This window comes from Vibrio sp. 10N.261.51.F12 (assembly GCF_041471725.1).
Classification (GTDB): Bacteria; Pseudomonadota; Gammaproteobacteria; order Enterobacterales; family Vibrionaceae; genus Vibrio.
The window spans coordinates 98477-110730 of sequence record NZ_JBFROV010000016.1 but is presented as its reverse complement, the minus strand read 5'-3'; the positions used below and the strand labels follow the sequence as shown (position 1 = coordinate 110730).

The window sequence follows — 12254 nt, the reverse complement described above, 5'->3', positions numbered from 1 at the left end:
TGATTATTTGAACTTCATCGATGATGATAAGTCTCTAATTTTTATGATGATGGCTTTTGATTGGGTGAAAGTCGTCACATTCACGTACAATTACAATATTCATACAGCTTATTCATAGTCGTAACACTAGACTACAAGCTGTTATTTAGGGATGCAGACACTCACTTCGTGTGTTGTGGAGAGATGATGAAAAAAATAGTTCGATTTATTGGGTTAATCTTCAAGGGATTCTGGAAAGTGATTAACTTTACCAGACTGGCCATTGTGAACCTGTTGTTCTTTGCCGTGATCGCCCTGCTTTATTTCGGTTTCACTCAGGTAGAACCAAGCGCTCCGCCAGTTAAAAAAGAAGCCGCGTTAGTATTAAATATTGCCGGCCCAGTGGTAGAGCAAAGCACCTACGTGAACCCAATGGATTCGGTCACCGGTTCATTGTTTGGTAAAGACCTACCCAAAGAGAACGTCCTGTTTGATATCGTGGACACCATTCGACATGCCTCGACAGATGACCATGTCACTGGGTTGGTGCTCTCTCTACGTGATATGCCAGAAACCAGCTTAACAAAGCTGCGCTATATCGCCAAAGCCATCAATGAGTTCAAGGCAACCGGTAAACCTGTACTTGCTTATGGCGCTTTCTATAACCAAAGCCAATACTACCTAGCCAGTTATGCCGACAAGGTCTATCTTGCGCCTGACGGGGCGGTGTTAATCAAGGGTTACAGCGCGTACTCAATGTACTACAAAACGCTGCTTGAAAAGCTTGATGTTACGACACACGTCTTCCGCGTTGGCACCTACAAATCAGCGGTTGAACCATTCTTACGTGATGATATGTCTCCGGCAGCCAAAGAGTCAGCAACACGCTGGGTATCCCAACTTTGGGGCGCTTACGTCGATGATGTTGCCACCAATCGTCAACTTGAACCTACCGTCTTAACACCAACGATGGACACCTTCCTATCCGAGTTGAAATCCGTGGATGGCGACCTTGCGGCTCTGTCTAAAAAGTTGGGACTTGTCGATGAATTAGCCACCAAGCAACAAGTCAATCAAGCTATGATTGACGCATTCGGTAGCGACGGAGATGGTAGCTTCAATGCTGTCGGATATTACGATTATCTCATGACGATTCCATTTGATATTCAACCATCGAAAGACAGCGTTGCTGTCGTCGTCGCTAGCGGTACCATCATGGATGGAGAGCAGCCAAGAGGCACGGTGGGTGGTGACACTGTTGCAGGGCTTCTCAAACAAGCCAGAGAAGACGATTCGGTTAAGTCCGTGGTTCTTCGTGTTGATAGCCCAGGCGGAAGCGCCTTCGCTTCAGAGGTTATTCGTAACGAAGTCGTCGCTTTGCAAAAAGCGGGCAAACCGGTCGTGGTATCAATGTCTAGCCTCGCCGCATCTGGCGGTTACTGGATCTCAATGAGCGCTGACAAAATTATTGCTCAGCCAACGACGATTACCGGTTCGATTGGTATCTTCAGCGTTATTACCACGTTTGAGAAAGGATTGAGCAACATTGGTATCTCAACCGATGGCGTAGGCACTTCCCCATTCTCGGGTGTTGGTGTGACGACAGGCTTGTCCGAAGGCGCATCAGAGGCTTTCCAGATGGGGATTGAAAATGGCTACAAGCGCTTCATTACCTTAGTCGCCAACAATCGTGATATGGACGTTTCCGATGTCGATAATGTCGCTCAAGGTCGAGTATGGACAGGCAAAGACGCCCTAGAACGTGGATTGATCGACCAAATTGGTGACTTCGATGACGCCGTTGCGCTAGCGGCGGAGTTGGGCAACGTAGACGATTATGACGTTTACTGGGTTGAAGAGCCATTAAGTCCAGCGCAGCAGTTTATCCAAGAGATGATGCAACAAGTGAAGGTGTCGTTGGGGTATGATATCTCGAGTATGCTCCCAGAGAGCCTACAACCGGCAGCTGCACAGATTCAACAACAAGCATCGCTAGTAGAAAGCTTCAATGATCCTAAAGGTCAGTACGTTCTCTGCTTAACGTGTAATGTTGAGTAAGCAACATGATTTAGATTTAACCACTTGTTAAATGCCCTAAGAGCCGCCGTTTCGGTGGCTCTTTTGTTTGATTCCGCTATAATCCTGCCACCTGTTCTAAACATTGAAGTAATGTCGATCATGACAAGAAAACACATCTACATCGCCTACACTGGCGGAACAATTGGGATGAAAAAATCATCCAATGGTTACGTCCCAGTCGCGGGATTCATGGAAAAACAACTAGCAAGCATGCCTGAGTTTCATCGTTCAGAGATGCCTGAATTCACTATCCATGAATACGATCCCTTGATTGATTCTTCCGATATGACACCAGCGGATTGGCAGCAAATTGCCGATGACATCCGAGATAATTACGATAATTACGACGGTTTCGTTATCCTCCATGGTACTGATACCATGGCTTACACCGCGTCAGCCTTATCCTTTATGTTAGAGAACCTAGGTAAGCCAGTGATCGTCACGGGATCGCAGATCCCTCTCGCGGAGCTTCGCTCAGATGGCCAAGCTAATTTGCTCAATGCGTTACATATTGCGGCAAATTACCCGATTAATGAAGTCACGCTGTTCTTTAATAATCAGCTTATGCGTGGGAATCGCAGCACAAAATCTCATGCTGACGGCTTCAACGCCTTTACGTCACCAAATTTACCGTCGTTGCTAGAAGCAGGTATTAACATCCAGCTCAGCAATGGTGTAGAAATCAATAAGCCAGCAAACGGTGATTTCCGAGTCTGTAATATTACGCCTCAGCCTATTGGGGTCATCACCATGTACCCAGGCATCTCTCACGAGGTGATCCGAAACACGTTGCTTCAACCGGTTAATGCTATGATTTTGCTTACATTCGGTGTGGGTAACGCGCCACAAAACCCAGCACTACTCGCGCACTTAAAAGAAGCGTCAGAACGTGGGGTTATTGTAGTCAACCTGACGCAATGTCTTGCAGGGAAAGTAAATATGGGTGGCTATGCTACGGGATGTGCACTGGCCGACTCTGGTGTCATTAGCGGCTACGATATGACACCAGAAGCCGCATTAGCAAAACTGCACTACTTATTAAGCCAAGATCTTAGCTATGAGCAGATTAAACGACAGATGTCAGAAGTGTTGCGCGGTGAGATGAGTAAGTAAGCGTCTGCACTTAAGAATCAACCCATTGAATAACAGTTCACACACCCAACAAGGTTTCACCCTAACGCGTTGATTATGTGAACTGTTAATCGTGAGTACGATTGATAGTGAGAATGGATTGATACAGTCAGCTGGTGAATAGTGACAACGCGTTAATCCCGCCAGTGGCCGTCTAATTACGCCATTATTTCATTGTTTTTAGTGCTTCTAACACCCCTTGTGCGGCATCCTCAATCAAGTCAAGAACCTGCTCAAAGCCTTGCTCCCCACCGTAGTATGGATCGGGTATCTCCTTTTGTTCAGAGTGACCATGACTTAGGAAAAGCGATAATGCGCTCTGTCGATGTTCGGGACACCTAACAATAAGATCATTGAGGTTGTCTTCATCAGCAGCCAAAATCAAATCAAAGTTATAAAAATCCGCATCAGTCACCTGCCTCGCCGTTATGCCTTCAAAGGAATACCCTCTCGATTCTGCCGCCACTTGGGCCCTTGGGTCCGGAGATGCCCCCTCATGAAAACCAATCGTCCCCGCTGAATCCACCAAAATATCCAGTCCTTGCCTTTGTGCGCAAGCTCTAAGCACCGCTTCTCCCGTTGGCGAACGACAAATATTCCCCATACAGACGACTAATACTTTCTTCATTGCTATACCCTTAAAATTTAACTTGTTTTTTTCTCACGCTATTTCATTATCATAGAGTGTAGATGGGTTTATAGAAACTCGATTAATGAATAAAAACAATACTCAGCAAGGGAATAGTCATGTCACTTTCGGAAGAGCAAAAACAACAGCGCCATAAAGATCGTCAGCAGAAAGTTAAAGAAAATGTTGATAAAAAAATTGCCAACGCCCAAGAAGAAAAAGGATTATTGTTGGTCATTACTGGCAATGGTAAAGGCAAGTCGACGGCAGGATTTGGTACCGTAACCCGAGCGATTGGTCACGACAAGAAAGCGGCCGTTGCGCAGTTCATAAAAGGAACATGGGCAAACGGAGAAAAAAACCTGCTCGAAAAGCTGGGCGTCGAATTTCAAGTGATGGCAACCGGCTTTACTTGGGAGACTCAAAATAAAGAAGCGGACACGCTAGCTGCGCAACTAGTCTGGCAGGAATGCAAACGAATGCTTAAGGACGAAAGTATCGATGTCGTACTGTTCGATGAACTCACGTATATGGTGAGTTACGGCTATATCGATTTAGATGAAGTCGTAGAAGCCTTGACGCATCGACCTAAAATGCAGTCGGTGATAATCACAGGCCGCGGCGCTCATCGTACATTAATTGAGCTCGCTGATACCGTTTCTGAGGTTAAAAACGTTAAGCATGCTTTTGAATCTGGCGTAAAAGCGCTCAAAGGCGTGGACTGGTAATAAAATAGCCAGTTAGGCTCGATTAATGTTATATCACCAGAGCGGCGAACCGATGCTGCCCATCTTGAATTTAAGGCCGTGCTGGTCGCAACGCTTACTAGCCTGATGAGTGCTTATCTTGGTTTTTTCCCTTGCCGTTAAGCCGGTAACGTTCCGCACATTATCTCAAAAACAAAAACGGTGCCCAAGGACACCGTTTTTTAGCTTTTAGCTTTCAGCTTTCAATATAGCCACTAGCCGATCAGTTGAACAATCCTTTCAATAATCCATCAACGGCTTTCTTCGTTTTCTCATCTTTGATGCCAAGGCGTTCTGTTGCTCGCTCCACCTCTTTTTGCGCTTTTTGTTTAAGCACGTCATCGAACACGAGTGCGAACTTAGGCGCTGCCCATGGACCCGTTATCTTGATTGGAATCGTGACATCACGCAGTTCGGTAATGCTCTCACCGCCTTGTCCTTCGAGCGTCCCTACCACCGATGTACTCACCAAGAAGTCAGCCGTTTCGTTGATGTAATTAGCCGAGCCTGAGCCCTTAATCCGTAACAATGGTGACTCGGCTTTCATATTGTTCGTTGATACGACTCCTTTGTTGAAAGTCAGCGTTGCTGTCATCGCGCTAAAGTCTGTTTTTTGTGGCTCAGACTTACCGTCTAACGATTGTCCTTTAAAGCGTGCGTAGTTTTCACGAATCATTTGTGCAACGTTTATACCGTTGACCGCACCATCCGCAAAGTTAATCTTGACCGTGCCTTTTAGGTTTTTCTTGATGCCTGTTGGGGTTAGACTTTTACCGGTAACGTTGACGTCAATATTGCCCGTACCCTCGAGTTTGTCGTTATTGGCAACATCAATAAGCAATGGTTGGACTTTAACCCCTTTAATGGTCTTTATTGCGCTGTAGCTTGCTGGTGATTGGCGAGCATCCAATTTCGCTTTTGCGGTAATCGAGCCTTGGTAAAGATTTGAACTAAATGAAGTCAGTTCAGCAATCCCACCTTTAACATAAAAGTCGCTTTTCACTTCCTGCATACGAGCGTTAGCTGCTTTAAACTTGTCAATCGAGATTGACCCTTTAACATCTAATCCTTTCAATGCAGATAGGTCAGGTTCAACCTCTTTACTTACCGCTCCATCATTTGAACTACCCGCAGACTCTTGGGTATCTGACTGCGCCGTCTCAGAGGCTTGGTTTAACCCTAGAAACTCATCAAGATCAATGTCTGGGCTGTGCAAGGAAAAACGCACCTTGGGAATGTCAGCAAGTTGTACCGTCGCTTTACCATCCAGCTTTATCTTATTGACGGTGAGTTTTTGTAAAACGAAGTCTAAGAAGCTTTTATTGAGATCAAACGTCAAATTAGAAGCCATACCAATCTTCATAGGAGATTGAGGCAACGCATCCCCTTCAACGGTCGCATCCAACGTCAATGCATTTAACTTCAACATCGTCATCGCTTTATCGATCTCAAATGCGGTGCCGCCTGTCGCATTGAGCGTCATGTCTGCGACTACGCCCTGTACCGTAAAATCAATATTGTTGGTTTGGTCAAATTCAAAGGTATTCAATTTCAACTGTGCGTTATCAATCTTGTTCACCCCATCATCGAAGGTGGCATCAAACGCGATGTTTTTTAGCGCGTAGCGACTAAAATCTTGGCTCAGCGTAAAGTCTGCCGTGCCGTTGGCGGTAAAGGTCTGCGCATTAGGTTGGCCTTTCGCTTCCATTTGACCTTTGACTTCAAACTGAGCCGTTGTCCATTGATCAGCCGCAAACTCAGAAACTGTCAAACCAACATCGTATAACTTGGTATGCGAGCCCGTTTTAGCATCCGAAATGTCGAGTAAGGCATTTGAAACCGTCACGCCGGACAGAGAAATACTCCAGCCATCAGCCGAAGAGGCCGTTTGTTGTTGCGGTTGAGTCGTGTCATCGGTGGTCGCGGCTTCAGCGGAGCTGTCTTTCGATGCTGTCAAGGCGTCTAGGTTTGATGCGCCATTTGGCAACGTTTCGAGGTAGACTTGCGCCCCATCCAGATTGATTGAACCTATCTCGAGTGTTTTGTCCAGTAACGGCATTACTGCGATACTAACACCCACTTGTTGAACGCTGAATAGGTTCGGGTTGTTGAATCCTTGTGGATTCTTAAGATTGGTTTCTCCTAATTCAAAGCCAACTGATGGGAAGAATTGCCAGCTAATATCACCATTAATCTCCAGGTTGAGTCCAGTTTGAGCCTGAACCTGTTCGGTAATCATAGGCTTAAATTGATTTGGATTGACGAAAATCGTTAGGCCTACGATACCAAGTAGAACGACGACAATAGGAATGGCGATGACGAGAAGAAGTTTTTTCATTGGCAACGTCCTTTGCAAGGCTGAAAATAAAAAAGTGGCACTAAAAGTGCCACTAATTCATTAAAAAATAAAGTGATTTAATTGCGGCTCGAGTATTGATTTAGTATAGAACGTTACTGAATCAATACTCAAGAAATCCATCCGAAATTAAGCGCGAAGTAACTTCGCAATATGCGCTTTCAACACATCGATAGCAATACGATTTTTACCACCACGAGGAACAATAATATCCGCGTATTGTTTAGAGGGTTCGATAAACTGCATGAACATCGGACGTACTGTCGTTTGGTACTGCTGCAAGACCGATTCCATCGTACGGCCACGCTCTTCTACATCACGAGTCACGCGACGAAGAAGACAAATATCTAACGGCGTATCCATAAACACCGTGGCGTGCATCAACTTACGAAGGCGAGGATCCGTTAACAACAGAATCCCTTCTAGGATGATCACTTTTTTTGGTGTCAACGTCGTCGCGTTGCTGGTACGGGTGTGTTCAGAGTAGCTGTACTCTGGAACTTCGACCGCTTCGCCTCGAATCAAGGCCTCAAGGTGGTCGCACAATAGGTTGTGGTCCAGTGCACTTGGGTGGTCATAGTTTGTTTTAACACGCTCTTCCATGCTCAGATGGCTTTGGTCATTGTAGTAACAATCTTCCGTGATGACACCAATTTGGTGATCGCCTACTTTCTCGCGCAATTCGTTATAGATAGTGCTCGCAATGAGACTTTTTCCAGAAGCAGAAGCGCCAGCGATACCGACGATGACACATTGATTATTATCAGACATTCTTTGCACCTAGTACATATATGGTGGTGAGGACAAAACCGGGTAATTATAGGGATTTCACCCCTTATATACTAGACGATTGAGCAGTTATTTGATGGCCATTTTGGTCTTTAACTAACAAAATCCAAATTGCAATCGATTACTTCACCTTGTCCTCACCAACCTTGAACATTCTAGCGTCACTGAACCATGGTAAATTGGATGGCGTCAGGTCTCACTTTGCCACCCCAATACAAATCTGCACATACTCTTTCGGCCAACGCATGATAGATCGCAGCGTGCTCACCTTGCGGGTCTGAAGCGACCGTCGGCGCGCCGTTGTCAATCGACTCACGAATATCAATATGAAGTGGAACTTGTGCAAGCATATTGATACCAAATTTTGATGCCATCCATTCTGCGCCACCCGAGCCAAAGATGTGTTCTTTTGAACCGCATTGGCTACAAATGTGGTAGCTCATATTTTCTATAACCCCAACCACTGGCACAGAGACTTTCTCAAACATAGCGACGCCTTTAATGGCGTCAGCTAACGCTAGGTCCTGCGGGGTTGTCACAATCACAGCAGCTGTCACAGGGATCTGTTGCGACAATGTAAGCTGAATATCACCCGTACCCGGAGGCATATCAAGAATCAAATAATCCAAGTCTGGCCATTCCGTTTCGTTTAATAATTGCGCCAGTGCTTTTGATGCCATTGGGCCACGCCAGATTGCCGCATCGTCTGAACTAATCAAGTAACCTATCGATTGAGTATAAATACCATGTGCTTGGACGGGTTGCATCCACTTCCCATCACGAACCTCTGGGTGTGCATCCATTTTTCCAAGCATCAGCGGAACAGACGGCCCGTAGACATCTGAATCCAAGATGCCGACCTTGGCTCCGAGTGCACTAATCGCAAGCGCTAGGTTAACCGCTGTCGTTGATTTGCCCACGCCTCCCTTTGCAGACGTTACCGCAATGATATTTTTGACGCCTTTCACTTCAGCCGCTACCGTTGTCACCAGTGATTTGGTTTCACTCGATACAGAAAAATCAAACGGCGCGACACGTTGGCTCTCTTGTTCTTTTCTAATCCACGCTTCTAATTCATCGACCGTCGTTTTATTGGCAAACGGCAAGGTGATTTTAAACTCACCACTGGCTAATACACTCACCACATCCGGAATTTCGCTCCAGCCTATTTTCAGATTGTTTGCTGTAAATTCACCTAACCACTGACAAAATTCTTGTTTCGACTCGAACGCTCGCATCTGGGATTCCTTATAATTGCTCTCACCACTAAGACTAGCACCGAGTGGCCAGAACCAGAACCCCAAAAAAGTTAAGGGGATCGACTCTGGATACCTTGGAGTCATGGCGAGCATCATGTAGTATTAGCCAATATTTTACACTGAATAAGAAAGCGAAATTTAAGTATGGCAACCGATCCAAGAAACCTTACCCCAAGGAAACTGTTGGTAACCTGCGCGCTTCCGTACGCGAACGGCTCAATTCACCTTGGTCATATGCTTGAGCATATCCAAGCGGATATTTGGGTGCGCTACCAACGCCTGCGCGGCAACGTAGTTAACTTCATTTGTGCTGATGACGCTCACGGCACACCAATCATGTTGAAATCTCAGCAGATGGGGATCACGCCAGAAGAAATGATCGCAGCCGTTAGCGAAGAGCACCAAAAAGACTTCGCTGGCTTTGACATCAGTTTTGATAACTACCACAGCACGCATAGTGAAGAGAACCGCGAATTAGCATCTCACATCTATCTGGAGCTCAAGAAAAACGGTTTTATTTCAAGCCGCACGATTTCTCAGTTATTTGACCCAGAGAAAGAAATGTTTCTTCCCGATCGTTTCGTTAAAGGCACCTGCCCGAAATGTAAATCTGAAGATCAATACGGCGATAACTGCGATAATTGCGGCGAAACGTATAGCCCAACGGAGCTTATCAATCCTAAATCTGCCGTGTCTGGTGCTACGCCCGTCATGAAAGATTCAGAACACTTCTTCTTTGACCTTCCGCAATTCGAAAGCATGCTAAAAGAGTGGACACGCTCAGGTTCATTGCAAAATGAAACCGCGAATAAGATGCAAGAATGGTTTGAGTCAGGTCTTCAACAGTGGGATATCTCTCGTGATGCGCCTTATTTTGGCTTCGAGATCCCAGGCGAGAAAGACAAATTTTTCTACGTTTGGTTAGATGCACCTGTTGGTTACATGGCGTCGTTCAAAAACCTCTGTGACAAACGTGACGATTTAGATTTCAACGAATACTGGTGCAAAGACAGTAAAACTGAGCTTTACCACTTTATTGGCAAAGACATCGTTTACTTCCACAGTTTGTTCTGGCCAGCGATGTTAGACGGAGCAGGTTTCCGCAAGCCTAACAACGTTTTTGTTCATGGCTATGTCACAGTGAACGGCGCGAAGATGTCTAAATCTAAGGGCACCTTCATCAAAGCGGCTACGTACCTTGATCATTTAGACCCTGAATGCTTGCGCTACTATTACGCTGCGAAACTCAACAGCCGCATCGATGATCTAGACTTAAACCTCGAAGACTTCACGCAACGCGTTAACTCAGACGTGGTGAACAAAATTGTTAACCTCGCGTCCCGTAACGCCGGCTTTATTAGCAAGCGTTTCGAAGGCAAGTTATCGGATACTTTTGCCGAACCTGAGCTTTACAACGAATTCGTTGCTGCAGCAGAACGCATTGGTGAATGCTACGAGTCACGTGAGTTCAGTCGCGCTATTCGTGAGATCACGGCACTTGCTGATAAAGCCAACCAATACGTTGACGAAAAAGCACCGTGGGTAGTCGCGAAAGAAGAAGGCAAAGACCAAGAACTACAAGATATCTGTTCAGTTGGTATCAACTTATTCCGCGTGTTGATGGCTTATCTCAAGCCTGTCATGCCAGAGCTAACGGCTCGTACTGAAGCTTTCTTAAATGAAGAGCTGACGTGGGACAGCATCGTGAACCCACTGACCTCTCATGAAATCACCAAGTTCAAAGCACTGTTCAACCGCATCGACCCTAAGAAAGTTGAATCTATGGTCGAAGCGTCTAAAGAAGATGCCGCTATTGAAATGGCCGCAAAAGAAAAAGCGGAAGCAGCAAAAACAGAAACTGAGCTGACTAAAGAGCCAATTGTCGATGAGATAGAGTTTGACGACTTTGCTAAAGTCGACATGCGAATCGCTCGAATCATTTCCTGTGAAGAAGTGCCGAAAGCAAACAAACTACTTAAATTCCAATTGGATATTGGTGGCGAGACTCGCCAAGTATTCTCAGGCATTAAGTCAGCCTACAAGCCAGAAGAACTCGAAGGCAAATTGACGGTAATGGTTGCGAACCTGAAACCACGTAAAATGAAATTTGGAATGTCCGAAGGTATGATCTTAGCCGCTGGTCCTGGTGGCAGTGATCTTTGGATTTTAGAACCTCATGACGGTGCTCAACCGGGTATGCGAGTGATGTAATTGAGCTTCACTTAACCCTTCAAAAAGGGTGTGTTCATCAACAAAAGCCAGCCTTCGTGCTGGCTTTTTTATCATTTACTCCCCCCTCAACTCTGGTGCAATTGCACCAACAGCATCCAATCAATATCATCCTTGAACTAATAGTGGAAGTAAGGCATTGATTTTAAAGAATAGTTTTCTTGGCATCTAGATTGCAACGACTTAAGGCAGTGAAACAACGACAACGAGGAGGTCGTTATGTTTATCTTAGTGTCCGTGATCATTTCGCTTGGGATTTTATTCGTGATATACCGTTATTCACGTCAACAACAGCACAAGCTTGAGCGCCGATATCAACTGATTGTTCATCTTAGAGATCTCGTTAACCTCATAAGGCAACATCGCTCTATCACTCACTTTGCGCTAATGTCTCGCCACAAAAAAACCAGACACATCGATAAAGTCGAACAAGAGATCGAAATTCATTGTCAGGAGCTCATCCAACTCGCTCATTTCAACAACAAGCCGATGTACCGTGTTCTGCATAATAATATCGCACTGCTGATTCGCTCTTGGAAACGCAGCAATGTTAACAAGAATCAAATCATACATGGCAAAATGGTTCGTCATACACTGTTGTTAATTGATGAACTAATCGTGGCTTGGTTGGTCGACCTTGAGCAAAACGAACTTGAGTTAACATACAGTGAGGTTTGGCATGGCGTTATTGATTGCCTTGATTGTTTGACTCAGTTTCGAATGTGTATTCAAAACTCCGACACCACGATGGGCAAACAACAGCTATTACATTATTGCCATGTCATGCAGCGTAAGGTGAGCCGTTTAAGTGTCACACGCTCTTACGCCACAATTCGCGTCCCAATGACCAGCGCAGCGATGATCACGATCGATGACATACTCGCTCATCCAGAGAGCCCGATCGATAAAGAGGCCATGTATCAGTTAAGTTCAACGCTTTCCGACTTCATCTTTCAGACTTATGATGATTGTATTGGGGAATTGGCCGAAACCCTTTATCAACCATTACCTCATACTGCCGCTATTTAATCCCTCTTAGACGAAACAATAAAAAGCCG

General features: G+C 45.5%; 9 protein-coding genes. 5 read left to right on the top strand and 4 right to left on the bottom strand.

Translation table 11 applies throughout. From position 1 onward, the window contains the following. The first annotated feature begins 186 nt into the window (after positions 1–186). On the top strand, positions 187–2037 hold the full coding sequence (gene sppA, locus AB4405_RS10830; protein ID WP_372060781.1) for a signal peptide peptidase SppA: 1851 nt from the start codon (positions 187–189) through the stop codon (positions 2035–2037). Between the two features lie 120 nt (positions 2038–2157). Next, the gene (ansA, locus tag AB4405_RS10825; RefSeq protein ID WP_102467743.1) at positions 2158–3171 is read left to right on the top strand and encodes an asparaginase; all 1014 of its coding nucleotides are present in this window, start codon (positions 2158–2160) and stop codon (positions 3169–3171) included. 184 nt (positions 3172–3355) lie between these two features. Here ansA and AB4405_RS10820 read toward each other — a convergent pair whose 3' ends face one another. Further along, a complete protein-coding gene (locus AB4405_RS10820) occupies positions 3356–3817 on the bottom strand; it encodes a low molecular weight protein-tyrosine-phosphatase (RefSeq protein ID WP_372060780.1) in 462 nt (153 codons plus the stop codon). Positions 3818–3936: 119 nt separating this feature from the next. Here AB4405_RS10820 and cobO point away from each other — a divergent pair, with 119 nt between their 5' ends. Next, positions 3937–4545: a cob(I)yrinic acid a,c-diamide adenosyltransferase gene (gene cobO / locus AB4405_RS10815; protein ID WP_372060779.1), complete on the top strand. Its 609-nt coding sequence runs from the start codon at positions 3937–3939 to the stop codon at positions 4543–4545. 241 nt (positions 4546–4786) lie between these two features. Here the strand turns inward: cobO and AB4405_RS10810 are convergent, their stop codons facing one another. The 3 genes from AB4405_RS10810 to apbC form a co-directional block, all read right to left on the bottom strand. Beyond that, on the bottom strand, positions 4787–6901 hold the full coding sequence (locus AB4405_RS10810; protein WP_372060778.1) for an AsmA family protein: 2115 nt from the start codon (positions 6899–6901) through the stop codon (positions 4787–4789). Between the two features lie 147 nt (positions 6902–7048). Next, on the bottom strand, positions 7049–7690 hold the full coding sequence (gene udk, locus AB4405_RS10805) for a uridine kinase (protein ID WP_102467702.1): 642 nt from the start codon (positions 7688–7690) through the stop codon (positions 7049–7051). A 179-nt stretch (positions 7691–7869) separates the two neighbouring features. Then, on the bottom strand, positions 7870–8946 hold the full coding sequence (apbC, locus tag AB4405_RS10800) for an iron-sulfur cluster carrier protein ApbC (RefSeq protein WP_372060777.1): 1077 nt from the start codon (positions 8944–8946) through the stop codon (positions 7870–7872). Positions 8947–9111: 165 nt separating this feature from the next. On the opposite strand from apbC, the gene metG reads away from it, so the two are divergent. Then, positions 9112–11178 carry a methionine--tRNA ligase gene (gene metG, locus AB4405_RS10795; protein ID WP_372060776.1) on the top strand — a complete coding sequence of 689 codons (2067 nt, stop codon included), beginning with the start codon at positions 9112–9114 and terminating at the stop codon, positions 11176–11178. A gap of 237 nt (positions 11179–11415) precedes the next feature. After that, on the top strand, positions 11416–12225 hold the full coding sequence (locus AB4405_RS10790) for a hypothetical protein (RefSeq protein ID WP_372060775.1): 810 nt from the start codon (positions 11416–11418) through the stop codon (positions 12223–12225). Positions 12226–12254 lie beyond the last annotated feature (29 nt).

What these genes read in the sequence shown, in the direction of transcription:
- sppA (WP_372060781.1), top strand. Translation starts at nt 187, where the DNA reads ATGAAAAAAATAGTTCGATTTATTGGGTTAATCTTCAAGGGATTCTGG.
- ansA (WP_102467743.1), top strand. Translation starts at nt 2,158, where the DNA reads ATGACAAGAAAACACATCTACATCGCCTACACTGGCGGAACAATTGGG.
- AB4405_RS10820 (WP_372060780.1), bottom strand. Translation starts at nt 3,817, where the DNA reads ATGAAGAAAGTATTAGTCGTCTGTATGGGGAATATTTGTCGTTCGCCA.
- cobO (WP_372060779.1), top strand. Translation starts at nt 3,937, where the DNA reads ATGTCACTTTCGGAAGAGCAAAAACAACAGCGCCATAAAGATCGTCAG.
- AB4405_RS10810 (WP_372060778.1), bottom strand. Translation starts at nt 6,901, where the DNA reads ATGAAAAAACTTCTTCTCGTCATCGCCATTCCTATTGTCGTCGTTCTA.
- udk (WP_102467702.1), bottom strand. Translation starts at nt 7,690, where the DNA reads ATGTCTGATAATAATCAATGTGTCATCGTCGGTATCGCTGGCGCTTCT.
- apbC (WP_372060777.1), bottom strand. Translation starts at nt 8,946, where the DNA reads ATGCGAGCGTTCGAGTCGAAACAAGAATTTTGTCAGTGGTTAGGTGAA.
- metG (WP_372060776.1), top strand. Translation starts at nt 9,112, where the DNA reads ATGGCAACCGATCCAAGAAACCTTACCCCAAGGAAACTGTTGGTAACC.
- AB4405_RS10790 (WP_372060775.1), top strand. Translation starts at nt 11,416, where the DNA reads ATGTTTATCTTAGTGTCCGTGATCATTTCGCTTGGGATTTTATTCGTG.